This window comes from Bacillus sp. PAMC26543 (assembly GCF_014250375.1).
Taxonomy (GTDB): Bacteria; Bacillota; Bacilli; order Bacillales; family Bacillaceae; genus Bacillus; species Bacillus halotolerans.
On sequence record NZ_CP060193.1, the window covers coordinates 468,898 to 484,996 of the forward strand.

Below are 16,099 nucleotides of genomic sequence, written 5' to 3' on the forward strand. Positions count from 1 at the left end.
TTCAAGCGGCGGCAAACAGAGTGTAATGTCTGTTTGCCGCGGCCTTTGCTTTTCACCGTCCTGATCCAGCGGACCTTCAGATGCACGCCGCTTACAGAGAAGGAATCATTGGGCTGCAGAAGCTGATATCGGAATGAGGGTTGCGTGCTGCTTTTGCCGGATGACGAAGATGTCTCTTTAGCCGGCGGGTCTCTGTCGATTTTTTGAAACCTATGCCCCCGCAAAGCTTCGCTATTTTCTTCCTGATATTTTACAATGTGTTGTATTCTTTCTCTTCGAATTGGCTAGATTTTGGACATGAGCTTTATTTGCAGAGACAGAATAAAATGCCATTTTATTTAGCTCCGCAGCTATCTTCTTATGGAAGGAGACTATCATGGAAAAGTTGAATATTGCCGGCGGTGACTCGTTAAACGGTACAGTACACATCAGCGGCGCTAAAAACAGTGCTGTTGCATTAATACCAGCAACCATTTTGGCAAATTCCGAGGTGACAATAGAAGGGCTTCCTGAGATTTCAGATATTGAAACGCTGCGTGACCTGTTACAGGAAATCGGCGGTAATGTGCATTTTGAGAATGGGGATATGATTGTAGACCCCACATCAATGATCAGCATGCCGCTTCCTAACGGAAAAGTGAAAAAACTGCGCGCGTCGTATTATTTAATGGGGGCGATGCTCGGCCGCTTTAAACAGGCCGTCATCGGATTGCCTGGCGGCTGCCACTTGGGCCCCCGTCCGATTGACCAGCACATCAAGGGCTTCGAAGCGCTCGGAGCTGAAGTGACCAATGAACAGGGCGCGATTTATTTGCGCGCTGAAAGGCTGAGAGGCGCACGTATTTATTTAGATGTCGTAAGCGTCGGGGCAACGATTAACATTATGCTTGCGGCTGTTTTGGCAGAAGGGAAAACCATCATCGAAAACGCTGCGAAAGAGCCGGAGATTATTGATGTCGCGACACTGCTCACCAGCATGGGCGCAAAAATCAAAGGCGCTGGAACCAACGTAATCCGAATCGATGGCGTAAAGGAACTGCACGGCTGCAAACATACGATCATTCCGGACAGAATTGAGGCCGGAACATTTATGATTGCCGGTGCTGCGATGGGCAAAGAGGTCATCATCGATAATGTAATCCCGACACACCTTGAGTCCTTAACAGCAAAGCTGAGAGAAATGGGCTTTCACATTGAGACGAGCGACGACCAGCTGCTTATTGTCGGCGGGCAGAAAAACCTAAAGCCGGTTGATGTAAAAACCCTAGTATACCCGGGCTTTCCGACTGATTTGCAGCAGCCGATGACAGCGCTTTTGACGAGAGCAAAAGGGACAAGCGTCGTGACTGACACCATCTATTCGGCGAGATTCAAGCATATTGATGAGCTGAGACGAATGGGCGCTAATATGAAGGTAGAGGGCAGATCTGCAATCATAACGGGACCTGTCGACCTTCAAGGCGCTAAGGTCAAGGCGAGCGATCTGCGGGCCGGAGCCTGTTTAGTGGTTGCCGGGCTGATGGCCGACGGCGTCACGGAAATTACAGGTCTGGAGCATATTGATCGCGGATACAGCAGCCTTGAGAAAAAACTCGAGGGTCTGGGAGCCACAATCTGGCGCGAGAGAATGACTGATGAAGAGATAGAACAGCTGCAAAATTCTTAATTGGTTATTTGCGAGAGGAGATCGTGTTGAGATGGAAAGAAGTTTATCAATGGAATTGGTTCGTGTGACTGAAGCTGCGGCATTAGCATCTGCAAGATGGATGGGCCGGGGAAAAAAAGACGAGGCTGATGAAGCAGCAACAAGCGCAATGAGAGACGTTTTTGATACAGTTCCGATGAAAGGAACTGTTGTGATCGGAGAAGGGGAAATGGACGAAGCGCCGATGCTTTATATCGGGGAAAAACTCGGAAACGGGTACGGTCCGCGTGTCGATGTCGCCGTTGATCCTCTCGAAGGCACAAACATTTTGGCAAGCGGCGGCTGGAATGCGCTGACGGTTATTGCAGTTGCGGACCACGGCACGCTTTTAAACGCTCCAGATATGTATATGCAGAAAATCGCAGTCGGTCCGGAAGCGGTGGGCTGCATTGATATTGAAGCTCCAGTCATTGATAACCTTAAAGCGGTAGCAAAAGCGAAAAACAAAGACGTCGAGGACGTCGTTGCCACCATTTTAAACCGTGATAGACACGAAAAAATCATTTCCGAGCTTCGCGAGGCCGGCGCCAGAATCAAACTGATCAATGACGGGGATGTCGCAGGCGCCATCAACACGGCTTTCGACCACACAGGCGTAGACATCCTGTTCGGATCAGGCGGAGCTCCTGAAGGCGTCCTATCTGCTGTAGCGTTAAAAGCGCTGGGCGGAGAAATTATCGGTAAACTTCTTCCGCAAAGCGAGGAAGAAATCATACGCTGCAACAAAATGGGCCTTGACTTAAGCAAAGTGCTGCGTATGGAAGACCTTGTGAGAGGCGATGACGCGATTTTTGCGGCTACCGGCGTAACTGACGGCGAGCTGTTAAAAGGCGTTCAATTCAAAGGGTCTGTCGGCACGACTGAAAGCTTGGTCATCCGTGCGAAGTCAGGAACTGTCCGTTTCGTTGACGGCAGACACAGCCTGAAGAAAAAACCAAATCTCGTAATCCGTCCATAACAAAGAGAAAAAGCGGGTGTTGACCCGCTTTTCTTTTGCAAAAAAGAGACAACCCTATCAATTGCGTGTCAAAACCTTATTTCAGTTGAATAATTGTTTGAAATAAGGTAAAAATAAAGAGTGCTGCGATTTTTAACTGCGTAATTCCTTCTTTTAAGCACTAGGAAAGTTTCAATTTCTACCGCATACAGACGATATAAGTATTGATCTTCTCATGTTTTTGTCCTCGCTTCCTTCAAAACTCATTAAGACAATCCTTTTAACAAAAGCGCCGATCATGGGTGGAAGTGTTACCGATAGAAGTTCCTTTATGTTAAAAAAAGAATGTGCTTTGGCGGATGTTGTGCAAAAGCAGCAGATTACATGTGTAAAGTAAGATATTGACTATGAAAAGCGTGGTGTTTTTTATGAAAGACGTATCTATTTCCTCTTTGGAAAATATGAAATTGAAAGAGCTATATGAACTTGCAAGACATTATAAAATCTCCTACTACAGCAAACTGACAAAAAAAGAGCTGATTTTCGCCATTCTGAAAGCGAATGCAGAGCAGGAAGATCTTCTGTTTATGGAAGGTGTTCTTGAGATCATCCAATCAGAGGGATTTGGCTTCCTGAGACCGATCAACTATTCTCCAAGCTCTGAAGACATTTACATCTCAGCTTCACAAATCCGCCGTTTCGATTTACGGAACGGAGACAAAGTATCAGGCAAGGTTCGCCCGCCAAAAGAAAACGAGCGCTATTATGGACTTTTGCACGTTGAAGCGGTAAATGGAGATGATCCGGAATCGGCAAAAGAGCGTGTTCACTTCCCAGCCCTTACTCCGCTTTATCCAGACCGCCATATGGTGCTCGAGACAAAACCGAATTTCTTGTCTACAAGAATTATGGACATGATGGCGCCGGTAGGCTTTGGCCAGCGCGGTTTGATTGTTGCGCCGCCGAAAGCCGGGAAAACGATGCTGCTGAAGGAAATCGCCAACAGCATTACAGCGAACCAGCCTGAAGCAGAGCTGATTGTGCTATTGATCGACGAAAGACCGGAAGAGGTTACAGACATTGAGCGTTCTGTTGCTGGGGATGTTGTCAGCTCAACGTTTGATGAAGTGCCGGAAAACCATATCAAAGTCGCCGAACTTGTGCTTGAACGCGCTATGCGCCTCGTTGAACACAAGAAAGACGTCATTATCCTGATGGACAGTATCACACGTCTGGCCCGCGCCTACAACTTAGTGATTCCGCCGAGCGGAAGAACACTTTCCGGAGGGATTGACCCGGCAGCGTTCCACCGTCCGAAGCGTTTCTTCGGGGCGGCGAGAAATATCGAAGAGGGCGGAAGCTTAACGATCCTCGCCACTGCTCTTGTTGATACAGGATCCCGTATGGATGATGTAATCTATGAAGAATTCAAAGGAACGGGCAACATGGAGCTTCATCTTGACCGCTCTCTGGCAGAACGCCGCATCTTCCCTGCCATCGATATTCGCCGTTCTGGAACGCGTAAGGAAGAGCTGCTTGTGCCTAAAGAGCATCTTGACCGTTTATGGTCTATCCGCAAAACGATGTCAGATTCGCCTGATTTCGCGGAAAAATTCATGAGAAAAATGAAAAAGACTAAAACAAACCAGGAATTTTTCGATATTCTCAATCAAGAATGGAAACAGGCAAATCTATCATCAGCCAGACGATAAAATCTATTTGCAAAAGAAGTAAATCACTGATATAATTTTCTCATATGCGTTTCGGACAATGCTCCGAAATAATAACTCTGTTTCCACACGGGATTCAGGGCGGAAGGAGATGGATACAATGAAAGCAGGAATTCATCCTAATTTCAAAAAAGCAACAGTTAAATGCGCTTGCGGAAATGAATTTGAAACAGGCTCAGTAAAAGAAGAGGTACGCGTTGAGATTTGCTCTGAATGCCACCCATTCTACACTGGCCGTCAAAAATTCGCTTCTGCTGATGGTCGTGTTGATCGCTTTAATAAAAAATACGGTCTTAAGTAATAATAGATTTCTCAACAGGCAAGAAGCACTTCTTGCCTGTTTTTTATATTGTCAAAAACACAGCTGGCAGAGAGAGGAGCAGAGCCAATGTACATAATGAAGCAAAGCGGGTGGCTGGAGCTGATTTGCGGCAGCATGTTCTCGGGAAAATCTGAAGAGCTGATCAGAAGAGTGAAGAGAGCAACTTATGCCAAGCAGGAGGTCAGGGTCTTTAAACCTGTGATTGACAATCGATACAGCGAGGATGCTGTTGTTTCCCACAATGGAACATCTATGACGAGCTATGCCATTTCTTCGGCTGAGGACATTTGGAATCATATCAGTGAGAGCACGGATGTGATTGCAGTGGACGAGGTTCAATTCTTCGATCGGTCAATCATTGGTGTTTTATCGTCTCTTGCCGATAAAGGCTACCGTGTGATCGCAGCGGGCCTTGATATGGATTTCAGAGGAGAGCCGTTCGGCGTTGTGCCGGATATTATGGCCATCGCTGAAAGTGTGACGAAGCTGCAGGCCGTCTGTTCCGTCTGCGGATCACCGGCAAGCAGAACACAGCGGCTCATTGACGGAAAGCCGGCTTCTTATGATGATCCGGTCATTCTGGTGGGTGCGTCCGAATCCTATGAAGCAAGATGCAGACATCATCACGAAGTCCCGGGAAAATCTAAAAACTAATACAAAACATGGGTAAAAAGATAGAAAGCACCGGCCGAAAAGCTGGTGTTTTTTTATATATTCTGATAACAATCAATTAAAAAATTTAATTAAGTGTATTAAAAAATTAAGTAATTTTCTTCCCTTGAATTTTGATTTTGACAGGCATAAAATAACTAACGTAATGTAAATAGTTTTGAGACATTGTTCGAATAATTGTCACAAAGTCGCATAAAGATCATGATCGGTTATTTTTAGATGAGTTATTACTTAACTTGGTTAACTATTTCAAGAAAGAAGGAGATTTGCTTGAATAACATTAAAAAAACTAAGGAAGGCCATTTAGAAACAACATTAAGAGGAAAAGAAGTTTTATCTATTCCTACTTTAAATAAAGGTGTTGCTTTTACATTAGAAGAAAGACAAGAACTTGGCTTAGAAGGACTTCTTCCGCCAACTGTACTTTCTCTTGATCAACAAGCAAAACGCGCATACGAGCAATTTAAAGCTCAGCCAGACCGCCTTCGTCAAAATGTTTACTTAAATGATCTTGCTAACCGCAATGAAGTTCTTTTCTATAAATTGCTGCAAAATCACCTTCGTGAAATGCTCCCTGTTGTGTACACACCAACAGTTGGTGAAGCAATTCAAGAATACAGCCATGAATACAGAAGACCTCAAGGTATCTACTTGTCAATCGACAACATTGACGGTATTGAAAAGGCTTTTGAAAACCTTCATGCGACAGCAGGCGATATTGATCTTATCGTTGCAACTGACTCTGAAAGTATCCTTGGTATCGGTGATTGGGGAGTAGGCGGTATTAACATCGCTATCGGTAAATTGGCTGTTTACACTGCTGCAGCTGGTATTGACCCTAGCCGTGTTATTCCTGTAGTGCTTGATGTCGGTACAAACAACGAAAAACTTTTAAATGATCCTTTATACATTGGTAACCACCATGAACGTATCTCTGATGAACGTTACGAAGAATTCGTTGATGCGTATGTAAAAGCTGCGCTTAAATTCTTCCCTAAAGCGCTTCTTCACTGGGAAGACTTTGGCAACAAAAACGCGCGCAATATCATGAAAAAATACAACAACGAAATCCTGACATTCAACGATGATATTCAAGGTACAGGCGCAATTACACTTGCTGGTGTGCTTGCTGCTATGAAGAAAACAGGCGCATCTATTAAAGATCAGCGTGTAGTTGTCTTCGGTGCAGGTTCAGCTGGTATCGGTATTGCTGACCAAATCCGTGACACAATGGTGCTTGCTGGATTATCTGAAGAAGAAGCAAACAAAGCGTTCTTCACACTTGATTACAGAGGCCTGTTAACAGACGATATGGAAGGCATCCTTGATTTCCAAAAACCTTACCTTCGCAGTGCAGCAGAAGTGAAAGACTGGAAACGTGATGAAAAAGGCCAAATTTCATTCGATGAAGTGGTTCGCCAAGCAAAACCAACGATCTTAATCGGTACTTCAGGGGTTTCAGGAGCGTTCACAGAGGAAATTGTGAAAGAGATGGCATCTCACGTAGACCGTCCGGTGATCATGCCGATGTCTAACCCGACTCACCTTGCAGAAGCTGTTCCTGAAGATCTGTTCAAATGGACTGACGGAAAAGTGCTTGTAGCAACAGGAAGCCCATTTGACAATGTCGAGTACAATGGCGTTTCTTATGAAATCGGACAATCTAACAACGCATTCGCATTCCCTGGTCTTGGCCTTGGTTCAATCGTAGCTGAAGCGCGTGTTATTACGCCTGCTATGTTTGCTGCAACAGCTGATGCGATTGCTGAAATGGTTGATTTTGAAACACCTGGAGCTGGATTGCTTCCAAGCATCGACAAGCTTCAAGAAGTATCTATTCAAGTTGCCATTGCTGTAGCTGAAGCAGCGATCAAAGACGGCGTAGCAAATCGTCAGCCTGAAGATGTAAAACAAGCTGTTCTTGATGCAATGTGGACACCTGAATACAAAAAAGTCATCGCAAAATAATTGAGCGTGTAATTTTTCTGTCCGAGGGAAAGCTTTGAATAAAGCTAAAGTATACGGACATAGGATTTGGAGGAGAATATTTTGAGCATCTTAGATATCTTAATCCTCCTGGCACCGATCTTCTTTGTTATCGTGCTGGGTTGGTTTGCAGGACATTTCGGAAGTTATGATGCCAAGTCAGCAAAAGGGGTAAGTACGTTAGTAACGAAATACGCACTTCCAGCTCACTTTATCGCTGGTATTTTGACAACTTCCAGAAGTGAATTTTTATCACAAGTTCCATTAATGGTTTCTTTACTTATCGGGATTGTTGGTTTCTATATCATCATTCTATTGGTTTGCAGATTTGTCTTTAAGTATGATTTAACGAACTCATCCGTATTTTCTTTGAACTCTGCACAGCCGACATTCGCATTTATGGGTATTCCTGTATTGGGAAGCTTGTTCGGTGCGCAAGAGGTTGCGATTCCGATCGCTGTAACAGGTATCGTTGTTAACGCGATTCTTGATCCGCTTGCGATCATTGTTGCTACAGTGGGTGAGTCTTCTAAGAAAAACGAAGAGAGCGGCGACAGTTTCTGGAAGATGACAGGGAAATCAATCCTGCATGGTCTTTGTGAGCCGCTTGCGGCTGCTCCGTTAATCAGTATGATCTTAGTGCTGGTTTTCAATTTCACTCTTCCTGAGCTGGGTGTTAAAATGCTTGATCAGCTTGGAAGCACAACATCGGGTGTTGCTCTCTTTGCTGTCGGTGTTACCGTTGGTATTCGTAAAATTAAACTCAGTCTGCCGGCTATCGGTATTGCGTTACTAAAAGTTGCAGTTCAGCCTGCGTTAATGTTCCTGATTGCTCTTGCAGTCGGACTTCCAGCTGATCAAACAACAAAAGCGATCCTTCTTGTTGCATTCCCTGGTTCTGCCGTTGCAGCCATGATTGCGACTCGTTTCGAGAAACAAGAGGAAGAAACTGCGACTGCGTTTGTGATCAGTGCGATTCTGTCATTGATTTCACTTCCAATTATTATTGCGCTTACTGCGTAATCAAAAAAGCTCCCTTTAAGGGGAGCTTTTTTACTTTACGTTTGAAATTTAAACAGTGACAGCAGCGGTTTTTTTCTTGTTTTTATTTTTTCGGAAGAAGCAGCAGTCTCAGGGGTCGGCTGAGCGGTGAATTCTTTCATTTGTGAGGTCAGTGATTGCAGATCAGCAAGAATGTCATCAATTTCTCTTCTGTGCTGCAGAAGCTGATAGGATACGCCTTCATCGGCTTTTTGTTTAAGCTGGCGTTCCAGTTCCTCAATTCTTGCAAGCAGCCCGTTTTCGTCCTGTTTTTGCTGTAATAAGGTGTCAAGTTTTTGTTCGAGCTGTTCGATTCTTTTCTCTGTGTCACTGTTTGTTTTTTGGACAAGGAAGCCTGTGCGCTTCTTATTGCTTTGCGGCACATTGATATCCTGAAGCGCCGTGCCTTCAGAAATTTGTTTTTGAACAGATTTCAGGACTTGCACATCTTCAGCCGTAAACGAATAGTGTCCGAGCTCGTTCCGTTCAGCCGGAAGGTTCAGCTGCTTCACCCACCGCTGCACTGTTTTTGCGGAGACGCCGAGTTCACTTGCTACCATATTTGTATTCATGATCCCATACCTCCTTTTTAGCTAGGTATTCGACCATGGGGAGCGGTTCCCTTCCTATTAGACAAAACAAGAAAAGATTCGGCAAAGAAAGTGGGCATCTCCCTTTTTTCTTCAAAAACCGTTATTGCTCATACAGCTCTAACGGAAGCTGATCGGGATCAAAAAAGAAGGTGAACCGCTTGCCTGTCAGCGGATCTGTCCTGATCGGCTCTGTCTCGATTCCTTTTTCGTGAAGCTCCTGAACAGCCTGTTCTAAGCTGCTGACCGTAAAGGCAAGATGACGGAGACCTGCACCTTCAGGACGGGTTTGACGTGCGGGCGGATCAGGGAACGAAAACAGCTCAATGACGTACGAGCCGTTAAGCGACAAATCAAGCTTGTAGGAGTCGCGCTCTTCTCGGTATGTTTCTTGTATCACCTGAAAACCGAGCTTATGTACGTAGAAAGCTTTCGACTTTTCATAATCTGAGCATATGATTGCAATATGATGTATGGATGTAAGCAATACGATCCCTCCTCTTTTTCAGTATAGCAGAGGAGGCTTTTTTAACTGGGATTGAAATGCTTTTGACTGGCGATAGTCCCTATACTATAATGAGAATGTTACGCACAGGAAAACAGAGGTGAAGACCGTGTTAGACCGTTTAAAGTCAATCGAAGAACGATATGAAAAATTAAATGAGCTTTTAAGCGATCCAGAAGTTGTCAACGATCCGAAAAAGCTTAGAGAATATTCGAAAGAGCAATCTGATATACAAGAAACAGTTGACGTATATAGACAATACAGAGATGCGTCAGAACAGCTGGCTGATGCAAAAGCGATGCTTGAGGATAAGCTTGATGCTGAGATGCGCGACATGGTGAAGGAAGAGATTTCTGAACTCCAGAAGGAAACGGAAACACTGTCAGAACGTCTGAAGGTGCTCCTGATCCCGAAAGATCCTAATGATGATAAAAACGTTATCATGGAGATCCGCGGAGCTGCAGGCGGAGAGGAAGCCGCTTTATTTGCAGGCAACCTCTACAGAATGTATTCCCGCTATGCCGAGCTTCAAGGCTGGAAAACCGAGGTCATGGAAGCAAGTGTAACCGGAACGGGCGGCTACAAAGAGATCATCTTTATGATTACGGGCAGCGGCGCATATTCTAAACTCAAATATGAAAACGGCGCTCACCGTGTTCAGCGTGTTCCGGAAACAGAATCAGGCGGCCGTATCCATACTTCTACTGCAACAGTAGCATGTCTTCCTGAGGCCGAAGAGGTAGAGGTTGACATTCATGAGAAGGATATCCGTGTTGATACGTTTGCTTCAAGCGGACCGGGCGGACAAAGCGTGAACACGACAATGTCTGCCGTTCGTCTGACGCATTTGCCGACAGGCGTTGTCGTATCATGTCAGGATGAAAAATCTCAAATCAAAAACAAAGAAAAAGCAATGAAGGTTCTCCGTGCCAGAATCTACGATAAATTTCAGCAGGAAGCACAGGCTGAATATGATCAAACACGGAAATCGGCTGTCGGATCAGGTGACCGCTCTGAGCGTATCCGCACATACAACTTCCCGCAAAACCGTGTGACGGATCACAGAATCGGCCTGACCATTCAAAAGCTTGATCAGATTCTTGAAGGAAAACTTGACGAAGTGGTTGAAACACTGATTGTAGAAGATCAGGCAAGCAAGCTTCAGCAGGCGGATAGTTAAGATGAAGACGATATTTGAAGCCCTGAAATGGGCTTCTTCTTATTTAACGGAAGCGGGAAGAGAAGAAAATGCGGCTGAGCTGCTTTTGCTTTATGATACCGGAATGGATAGAAGCAAGCTGCTCGCCAGCCTGCAGGAACCGATCGGTGAAGATGAGCTGTATCGCTTTAAACGCCACGTCGATATGCACAAAGAAGGCGTACCGGTTCAGTACATTATCGGAATAGAGTTTTTTTACGGACGGGAATTTATGGTGAATGATGATGTGTTGATCCCGCGTCCGGAAACGGAAGAGGTTGTCTGCCATCTTCTTGAGAAATATAGAAGTGTCTTTTCTGAAGGAGAACAGCTCGAAGTGGTAGATGTCGGCACCGGCAGCGGCGCAATAGCCGTCACGCTTGCACTGGAAAACAAAAACTTTTCTGTTTCAGCGATTGATATCTCCAAAGAGGCGCTGGACGTTGCTTCAGCCAACGCGGAAAAGCTCGGAGCGGAGGTGCATTTTCTTCAAGGCGACCTGCTTGAGCCCTTTATTAAGGCAGGAAAAAAAGCGGATATTATCGTCTCAAACCCTCCTTATATTTCTGAAGAAGAAATGGCCGATTTATCTGAGATTGTCCGTTTCCATGAACCTTTGCATGCCCTCACTGACGGCGGAGACGGGCTGAAATTTTATAAGCGGTTTATGGAAGCCATTCCGCTGGTCATGAAGAATACCGCGCTTGTCGTCTTTGAAATCGGGTGGAAGCAGGGCGCAGCTGTAAAAGAGCTGATTCTGCATGCGTTTAAGGATGCGGAAGTTGAAGTCCTGAAGGATATTAACGGAAAAGACAGAACCATATGCGCGGTAATTCATAAGAATAAATAAGCAGCTTGCTGGTGAGTTGAGATAAGAACGGGACCGGCAAGCTGTTTTAACACCAGCAAAGGGGATGTAAAAGATGAAAAAGGCCCTGACAGCAGGAATTTTACTTATTGCCATTGAAAGTATGGTGGGTTCTATTTTTGCGCAAGCCATTTCTTATGAATTCATTTTTGGCATTGCGTCTCTTGTTTTGATCGGGCTTGCCATTGTGACATCGGGTTTAGCTGTAAGCGGAAGCGACCAGCGGGCAAATTATCATTCAGAAACCAAAGAAGGCCGGACAGCCCGTTTGAAAATATCAGCTGCTTTCTTTGTTGCTGCCATACCTTCTATTCTATGTTATCTATTGACCGTTTTGATCTAATGAAAAAGGAAGCCCTTAGGAGGCTTCCTTTTTTTGCAGCAAAACAGAATCCCATATCCAGTAGACAACAGCTGTTAATACAGCGAAGATGTAAAAGGCTGTATTTTGAAGCAGGGATTGTCCGGAAGGCTGCAGCACGCCAAAGATGATCGCGTTGGCGATAAACGCCGCGGCAAGATAATACAGCAAGTACAAAGGGCTGAACCGTTTCGGCTTTTTATTCATCATGATCTGAAGCGGCAGCGCGAATAGTAAATAAGGAAATAAGAAATAAAAGGCCATCGTTACGAGAGCAGCTATAATAAAGGAATGAATGTAAATAATCGAATAAAGAACTGACATCGTGAACGCTGACAGCAGCACTGTGTAATTATATTTCATTTTAAACCTCCTAAAACACTATCGTACCATAAATTAGATTAAAAGCTTGCTAGATTTTTTTGCCGCTGCAGGTTTACTCCATACGTTCCTTGTCCATAATAGGGCTAGATACAAAGCACGGAGAGGAACGGTGGGGACCGATGAAAAAAACAGTTATCATTTGTATATATATGTTTCTTTTATTATCTGGGGCACTTGTAGGATTGGCGAAAGAAGAGACGGCACAGCAATCTGAAAATGAGCCGGTTGTCATTCCGGACGAGGCGATTCGCCTGAGAATATTGGCAAACAGCGATCGTGACGAGGACCAAGAATTAAAGCGTCATATCAGAGACGCTGTCAATAAAGAAATCACAACATGGGTCAAGGATATTACTTCTATTGAAGAAGCGCGGCGTTTGATCCGCTCAAAGCTGCCTGAGATCAAGGAAATTGCAAAAGAAACCATGGAAAAAGAAGGCGCCAGTCAATCAATATCTGTTGATTTTGACAAAATCTCATTTCCGACAAAACTTTATGGCAGCATGGTATATCCTGCTGGAGAATACGAAGCCATTCTGATTACGCTTGGAAACGGTGAAGGCGCCAATTGGTGGTGCGTGTTATTCCCGCCGCTCTGCTTTCTTGATTTTTCGAATGGGGAAGCGGTAAAAGAACAAGAAGATCAAGAAGCCTCAAAAAAACAAACGGAAAAAGCGCTTGAGGACTTAACAGCCAAAGCGGAGAAAGCTGAAAAAGAAGATGAGAAAGAGAAAGAAGACAATACAGAAGTAAAATTCTTCGTCGTAGAATGGTTTTCCGATCTTTTTTCTTAATCACCAGGTCTAAAAATAGATTTGCCTCATAGATTGGAAGAAAGAACGCTGAAAACGGGGTGAACGAATGTTTTATCAACTGCGGGTGGCGAGGGAAAAGGACGGAGACATACTTGAGGAATTTTTAAAACAGGCCAAAACGAATCATGAGGGCGTAAAGGAAGGGTTCACCCAGTTTCTGATGCTGGAGGACAGCGAGAAAAACATAGCCGGCTGTCTGGGGATCGAAAAAATCAGCTGCGATCAAGCCCTGCTTCGCTCACTTGTGATATCGGACAAGCTTCACCAAGGTCATATTGTATCGCTCTTTCAAAGTATGGAGGTGCTTTGTGAAAAGCATGAGATTAAAACGGTATACTTGGTAGCCAATCAGCATTCTTCGGCTGATTTCCTGGGGGCCATGGGCTTTGAACGGGCAGAGAGTGTGCCGGAAGAGCTGTTTGCCTCGGATCACTTCTGTGAATCAAGGCAAGCGGAAGGGGCCGTCTTAATGAAAAAAGCATCCGGATAAGTGAGATTTATACACAAACTTATCCACTTCTTTATATGCGTTGTCCACAATTTGTGGATAACGCTTGTTTTATTACAGGACATCTTTTATACTTTCAAAAGGATTACACGCGTAAAACGATCGTTTTATTGTTGTGAATAAGGAGTTTGGTCAGAAATGAAAACGAAAAGATGGTTTGTGGATGTAATGGACGAGTTATCCACAAATGATCCACAAATTGCACAAGCAGCCGCTTTGCTCCGGGAAAATGAGGTTGTCGCGTTTCCGACAGAAACGGTATATGGTCTCGGAGCAAATGCGAAAAGCACAGATGCTGTCAAAAAAATATATGAGGCGAAAGGGCGGCCGAGTGATAATCCACTGATTGTCCACATTGCGGATATCAGCCAGCTTGACGGTTTAACAGGCCCGGCGCCAGACAAGGCGAAAATATTAATGAAGCGCTTTTGGCCAGGGGCGCTTACACTGATTTTACCTTGTAAACCTGGTGCGCTGTCACCCCGTGTAACGGCAGGGCTGGATACAGTGGCCGTCAGAATGCCTGATCATCCGCTGGCTCTGGCACTCATCCGTGCCGCGGGTCTCCCGATTGCAGCGCCGAGTGCTAATTTATCGGGCAAACCAAGCCCGACAAAGGCTGAACACGTGGCTCACGACTTGGATGGCCGCATAGCTGGAATGATGGATGGAGGATCTACGGGAATCGGTGTCGAATCAACCGTACTTTCATGTGCAGGAGAAACCCCTGTGCTCCTTCGTCCGGGCGGCATTACAAAAGAACAAATAGAAGCTGAAATCGGACCGATTCTTGTGGATAAAGGGATTGCTGATCAAAATGAGCAGCCGATTTCTCCGGGAATGAAATATACACATTACGCGCCGTCAGCGCCGCTTGTTATTTCTGAAGGAAGCCCTGAGCGCATTCAAACGCTTATTCAAGAATATCAGCAGGCCGGAAAACGGGTCGGCGTCCTGACGACAGAAGAAAATGCGGATTTTTATTCGGCTGACTATGTGAAGAGCTGCGGCAGAAGAGATCAGCTTGAAACAGTAGCGGCAGCCCTTTATGATGCATTGCGCAGTTTTGATGAAGAAAAGGTTGATTTTATTATTGCAGAATCGTTTCCTGACACAGGCGTCGGACTTGCTATTATGAACAGGCTGATGAAAGCAGCCGGAGGAAGAGTGATTCGCTGACACAGTCAGAAGTTCTAACCCCTTTTGGACACGCATAGGCTAAAAAAAGCGGGCGTGTCCAAGGGGGTTATGCATGTGATGTCGGATATGTTTATAGGCGAACTGATTACCTTAAGCATCATGGCGTTTGCTTTAGGTATGGATGCTTTTTCTGTCGGCCTCGGAATGGGCATGGTCAAACTCAGAAAAAAGCAGATAATCTATATTGGATTCATTATCGGTCTCTTTCACGTCATCATGCCTCTCGGAGGGATGGCGGCGGGAAATATGCTGTCAGGGCTCCTCGGTATGGTAGCCGTATATATCGGGGGTTCGCTGCTGTTTGTTCTCGGTGTTCAAATGGTGATCGCATCTTTTAAACAGTCAGAAGAACGTTTGATGTCACCGGCTGGGCCTGGCTTATTGTTATTTGCAGTCGGCGTCAGCCTCGATAGTTTCTCCGTCGGTCTGAGCCTTGGAATATACGGCTCGCATCCGCTTCTCACCATTACCCTGTTTGGGCTTTTCAGCATGATTTTGACTTGGCTGGGCCTGATAATCGGAAAGCAAGTGCAGTCCTGGCTCGGCTCATACAGTGAAGCGCTCGGTGGGACCATATTAATCGTATTTGGCCTTAAGCTGCTTTTGCCAATTTAATATACCAATAAAAGAAACGATGTCGCCGTTTCTTTTTTCTTCATATATAATAGAAAAAATAAGGGGTGACTGACATGAACATCATTTTTGTCTGTACTGGAAATACGTGCCGCAGTCCAATGGCTGAGGCGCTTTTTAAATCAATTGCAGAAGCGGAAGGGCTGGATGTCAGCGTCCGCTCGGCAGGCGTATTTGCCTCACCTAACGGGAAAGCGTCGCCTCACGCGGTCGAAGCGCTTTTTGAAAAGCGCATTGCCCTTAATCATGTTTCTTCGCCATTAACTGAAGCACATATGGAATCGGCAGATTTGGTTCTGGCAATGACCCACCAGCACAAACAGGTTATCATCAGCCAATTCGAACGTTATCGTGATAAAGTGTTTACGCTAAAAGAATATGTGACAGGCAGCCGGGGCGATATTATAGACCCGTTTGGCGGCTCTATTGAGATCTACAAAAAAAACGAGAGATGAGCTTGAAGAGCTTCTTCAGCAGCTGGCAGAACGATTGAAAAATGACGGCAAATAACTTGTCAGAGAATCTGCAGACAGGTCATTTGCAAATCCTGCGTGAAGGAGTAGAATATAGTGAAAAGCACATCGATATGGTGTGAATCAATGAGCGGACAGGCTGCGCGGTCAACAAAGCGGGCGGGCCGCATC

At 45.2% G+C, this 16,099-nt stretch carries 18 protein-coding genes and 1 pseudogene; 16 read left to right on the forward strand and 3 right to left on the reverse strand.

What is annotated here, in order from left to right:
* Positions 1-376 precede the first annotated feature (376 nt).
* The 8 genes from H7F27_RS02310 (at position 377) to H7F27_RS02345 (ending at position 8,375) form a co-directional block, all read left to right on the forward strand.
* Positions 377-1,666 carry a UDP-N-acetylglucosamine 1-carboxyvinyltransferase gene (locus tag H7F27_RS02310; RefSeq protein WP_024123187.1) on the forward strand — a complete coding sequence of 430 codons (1,290 nt, stop codon included), beginning with the start codon at positions 377-379 and terminating at the stop codon, positions 1,664-1,666.
* 31 nt (positions 1,667-1,697) lie between these two features.
* Positions 1,698-2,663 (forward strand): class II fructose-bisphosphatase, encoded by a 966-nt coding sequence (glpX, locus tag H7F27_RS02315; RefSeq protein WP_044159762.1) that lies wholly within the window; start codon positions 1,698-1,700, stop codon positions 2,661-2,663.
* A gap of 214 nt (positions 2,664-2,877) precedes the next feature.
* Positions 2,878-3,039, forward strand: a complete 162-nt coding sequence (locus H7F27_RS02320) for a hypothetical protein (RefSeq protein WP_032731180.1) — start codon at positions 2,878-2,880, stop codon at positions 3,037-3,039.
* Positions 3,040-3,070: 31 nt separating this feature from the next.
* Positions 3,071-4,354, forward strand: a complete 1,284-nt coding sequence (gene rho / locus H7F27_RS02325) for a transcription termination factor Rho (protein ID WP_010332253.1) — start codon at positions 3,071-3,073, stop codon at positions 4,352-4,354.
* A gap of 118 nt (positions 4,355-4,472) precedes the next feature.
* A complete protein-coding gene (rpmE, locus tag H7F27_RS02330; protein ID WP_003151132.1) occupies positions 4,473-4,673 on the forward strand; it encodes a 50S ribosomal protein L31 in 201 nt (66 codons plus the stop codon).
* Between the two features lie 87 nt (positions 4,674-4,760).
* Positions 4,761-5,348, forward strand: a complete 588-nt coding sequence (locus H7F27_RS02335) for a thymidine kinase (protein ID WP_024123184.1) — start codon at positions 4,761-4,763, stop codon at positions 5,346-5,348.
* A gap of 288 nt (positions 5,349-5,636) precedes the next feature.
* Positions 5,637-7,334, forward strand: a complete 1,698-nt coding sequence (gene malS / locus H7F27_RS02340) for an oxaloacetate-decarboxylating malate dehydrogenase (RefSeq protein ID WP_024123183.1) — start codon at positions 5,637-5,639, stop codon at positions 7,332-7,334.
* Positions 7,335-7,415: 81 nt separating this feature from the next.
* The gene (locus tag H7F27_RS02345) at positions 7,416-8,375 is read left to right on the forward strand and encodes an AEC family transporter (RefSeq protein ID WP_024123182.1); all 960 of its coding nucleotides are present in this window, start codon (positions 7,416-7,418) and stop codon (positions 8,373-8,375) included.
* Positions 8,376-8,410: 35 nt separating this feature from the next.
* Here the strand turns inward: H7F27_RS02345 and racA are convergent, their stop codons facing one another.
* Both racA and H7F27_RS02355 read right to left on the reverse strand, forming a co-directional pair.
* Positions 8,411-8,965: a chromosome-anchoring protein RacA gene (gene racA, locus H7F27_RS02350; protein WP_024123181.1), complete on the reverse strand. Its 555-nt coding sequence runs from the start codon at positions 8,963-8,965 to the stop codon at positions 8,411-8,413.
* Between the two features lie 121 nt (positions 8,966-9,086).
* Positions 9,087-9,476, reverse strand: a complete 390-nt coding sequence (locus tag H7F27_RS02355) for an SMU1112c/YaeR family gloxylase I-like metalloprotein (protein WP_176471064.1) — start codon at positions 9,474-9,476, stop codon at positions 9,087-9,089.
* Between the two features lie 121 nt (positions 9,477-9,597).
* On the opposite strand from H7F27_RS02355, the gene prfA reads away from it, so the two are divergent.
* The 3 genes from prfA to H7F27_RS02370 all read left to right on the forward strand — a co-directional run bounded on the left by prfA (position 9,598) and on the right by H7F27_RS02370 (position 11,897).
* Positions 9,598-10,668: a peptide chain release factor 1 gene (gene prfA / locus H7F27_RS02360; RefSeq protein WP_024123179.1), complete on the forward strand. Its 1,071-nt coding sequence runs from the start codon at positions 9,598-9,600 to the stop codon at positions 10,666-10,668.
* Position 10,669: 1 nt separating this feature from the next.
* Positions 10,670-11,536 (forward strand): peptide chain release factor N(5)-glutamine methyltransferase, encoded by an 867-nt coding sequence (prmC, locus tag H7F27_RS02365; protein WP_095712810.1) that lies wholly within the window; start codon positions 10,670-10,672, stop codon positions 11,534-11,536.
* 73 nt (positions 11,537-11,609) lie between these two features.
* Entirely contained in the window at positions 11,610-11,897 is a 288-nt protein-coding gene (locus H7F27_RS02370; RefSeq protein WP_024123177.1) for a DUF5316 family protein, read from the forward strand.
* 15 nt (positions 11,898-11,912) lie between these two features.
* Here H7F27_RS02370 and H7F27_RS02375 read toward each other — a convergent pair whose 3' ends face one another.
* Positions 11,913-12,278 (reverse strand): UPF0715 family protein, encoded by a 366-nt coding sequence (locus tag H7F27_RS02375; RefSeq protein WP_044159746.1) that lies wholly within the window; start codon positions 12,276-12,278, stop codon positions 11,913-11,915.
* Between the two features lie 140 nt (positions 12,279-12,418).
* On the opposite strand from H7F27_RS02375, the gene spoIIR reads away from it, so the two are divergent.
* From spoIIR to H7F27_RS02400, 5 genes and pseudogenes are all read left to right on the forward strand, one after another.
* Positions 12,419-13,093 (forward strand): stage II sporulation protein R, encoded by a 675-nt coding sequence (gene spoIIR, locus H7F27_RS02380; RefSeq protein ID WP_059292349.1) that lies wholly within the window; start codon positions 12,419-12,421, stop codon positions 13,091-13,093.
* A gap of 67 nt (positions 13,094-13,160) precedes the next feature.
* Positions 13,161-13,604: a GNAT family N-acetyltransferase gene (locus H7F27_RS02385; protein WP_024123174.1), complete on the forward strand. Its 444-nt coding sequence runs from the start codon at positions 13,161-13,163 to the stop codon at positions 13,602-13,604.
* 156 nt (positions 13,605-13,760) lie between these two features.
* Positions 13,761-14,801 (forward strand): L-threonylcarbamoyladenylate synthase, encoded by a 1,041-nt coding sequence (locus H7F27_RS02390; protein WP_185848512.1) that lies wholly within the window; start codon positions 13,761-13,763, stop codon positions 14,799-14,801.
* Between the two features lie 78 nt (positions 14,802-14,879).
* Positions 14,880-15,437, forward strand: coding sequence for a manganese efflux pump MntP (locus H7F27_RS02395; protein WP_024123171.1), 558 nt, complete (start codon positions 14,880-14,882; stop codon positions 15,435-15,437).
* A 74-nt stretch (positions 15,438-15,511) separates the two neighbouring features.
* Positions 15,512-15,965 (forward strand): annotated as a pseudogene (locus H7F27_RS02400) (low molecular weight protein arginine phosphatase).
* Positions 15,966-16,099: the final 134 nt, after the last annotated feature.

Coding starts and splice junctions, on each gene's coding strand:
- H7F27_RS02310 (WP_024123187.1), top strand. CDS start 377: ATGGAAAAGTTGAATATTGCCGGCGGTGACTCGTTAAACGGTACAGTA.
- glpX (WP_044159762.1), top strand. CDS start 1,698: ATGGAAAGAAGTTTATCAATGGAATTGGTTCGTGTGACTGAAGCTGCG.
- H7F27_RS02320 (WP_032731180.1), top strand. CDS start 2,878: ATGTTTTTGTCCTCGCTTCCTTCAAAACTCATTAAGACAATCCTTTTA.
- rho (WP_010332253.1), top strand. CDS start 3,071: ATGAAAGACGTATCTATTTCCTCTTTGGAAAATATGAAATTGAAAGAG.
- rpmE (WP_003151132.1), top strand. CDS start 4,473: ATGAAAGCAGGAATTCATCCTAATTTCAAAAAAGCAACAGTTAAATGC.
- H7F27_RS02335 (WP_024123184.1), top strand. CDS start 4,761: ATGTACATAATGAAGCAAAGCGGGTGGCTGGAGCTGATTTGCGGCAGC.
- racA (WP_024123181.1), bottom strand. CDS start 8,965: ATGAATACAAATATGGTAGCAAGTGAACTCGGCGTCTCCGCAAAAACA.
- prmC (WP_095712810.1), top strand. CDS start 10,670: ATGAAGACGATATTTGAAGCCCTGAAATGGGCTTCTTCTTATTTAACG.
- H7F27_RS02370 (WP_024123177.1), top strand. CDS start 11,610: ATGAAAAAGGCCCTGACAGCAGGAATTTTACTTATTGCCATTGAAAGT.
- H7F27_RS02375 (WP_044159746.1), bottom strand. CDS start 12,278: ATGAAATATAATTACACAGTGCTGCTGTCAGCGTTCACGATGTCAGTT.
- spoIIR (WP_059292349.1), top strand. CDS start 12,419: ATGAAAAAAACAGTTATCATTTGTATATATATGTTTCTTTTATTATCT.
- H7F27_RS02385 (WP_024123174.1), top strand. CDS start 13,161: ATGTTTTATCAACTGCGGGTGGCGAGGGAAAAGGACGGAGACATACTT.
- H7F27_RS02390 (WP_185848512.1), top strand. CDS start 13,761: ATGAAAACGAAAAGATGGTTTGTGGATGTAATGGACGAGTTATCCACA.
- H7F27_RS02395 (WP_024123171.1), top strand. CDS start 14,880: ATGTCGGATATGTTTATAGGCGAACTGATTACCTTAAGCATCATGGCG.